Here is a 1,421-nt window from a genome sequence, read left to right on the forward strand (position 1 = left end):
AGCCAGTAGCGCCGTCGTTGGAAGGCGTAGGTGGGCAAGTCGACGCGCTGGGCGCCGGTCCCGGTGAACACCGCCTTCCAGTCCACGTCGACACCGTGCGCCCAGGCCCGGGCCAGCGCCGACAACAGCGCCTTCTCCTCCGGCCGGCCGCCGCGCAGCGCCGGAACGAACACCGCATCGCCGGCCACCTGCGAACCCGGGCCGGTCAGGACGCCGTCCGGGCCCAGCTCCAGGAACACCGAGACGCCTTGGGCGGCCAACTCCCGCACGCCGTCGGCGAAACGGACCGCCTCACGGACGTGGCGTACCCAGTAGTCCGGGGTGCAGATCTCCGTCGACGCGGCGAGTCGGCCGGTCAGGTTCGACACCAGCGGGACCTGCGGGGCCGTGTAGGTCAGGCCTTCGGCGACCGCCCGGAACTCCGCCAGCATCGGCTCCATGCGCGGCGAGTGGAAGGCGTGCGAGACCGCCAGCCGCTTCGTACGACGGCCCTGCGCCGACAACTCCGCCGCCAATGCCGTGACCGCGTCCTCGTCGCCGGAAATCACCACCGACGTGGGCCCGTTGAGAGCCGCGATACCCACCTGGCCCTCACGCCCCGCGAGCAGGCCTTGAACCTCTTCCTCGGTGGCCTCCACCGCCACCATCGCCCCACCAGCAGGCAGCGCATCCATCAACCGACCACGCACCGCCACCAGACGAGCCGCATCCTCAAGCGACCACACCCCAGCCACATGCGCAGCCACCAACTCACCCACCGAATGCCCGCCCACGAAGTCGGGGCGCACACCGAAGGACTCGGCGAGCCGGAACAGGGCCACCTCTACGGCGAACAGCGCCGCCTGCGTGAACACCGTCCGATCCAGCACACCGGCCTCGGAGCCGAAGACGACATCCCGCAGACCGACACCCAGTTCCGCATCCAGAGCGGCACACGCGGCGTCGAAAGCCTCGGCGAAGACAGGGAAACGCTCGTACAGCTCGCGGCCCATCCCCAGCCGCTGCGACCCCTGACCGGAGAACAGCACTGCCAGGCGGCCACCGGCCGCAGCGGCGCCCCCGATGAGGCTGGGCGCCGACTCGCCCCGCGCCAACGCCTCCAGCCCGGCCACCAACTCCTCATCCGAGGAGCCGACCACCACGGCCCGGTCCTCCAAAGCCGCCCGCCCCGCCAGCGACCAGCCCACATCCACCGGCGAAACACCCTCGCCCACACGAGACACCAGCCGCTCCGCCTGCGCCCGCAACGCCCCTTCCCCACGCCCGGACACCACCCACGGCACCACCGAAGGCACCACACTCGCACCCTCGGCCACCGACCCCGGAACCTCCGGAGCCTCCTCCACGATCACATGCGCGTTCGTGCCACTCACACCGAAGGAGGAGATGCCCGCCCGGCGCGGTCCTCCCGTCTCCGGCCA

Annotated in this window: 1 protein-coding gene; it reads right to left on the minus strand. The window is 71.5% G+C overall.

Going from position 1 to position 1,421, the window contains the following annotated elements; translation table 11 throughout:
- A partial coding sequence (locus tag G6W55_RS37625; protein WP_309243889.1) for an acyltransferase domain-containing protein occupies positions 1–1,373 on the minus strand: 1,373 nt, incomplete at its 3' end.
- Positions 1,374–1,421: the final 48 nt, after the last annotated feature.

This window comes from Streptomyces sp. CAI-85 (assembly GCF_013363615.1).
Taxonomy (GTDB): domain Bacteria; phylum Actinomycetota; class Actinomycetes; order Streptomycetales; family Streptomycetaceae; genus Streptomyces; species Streptomyces antibioticus_B.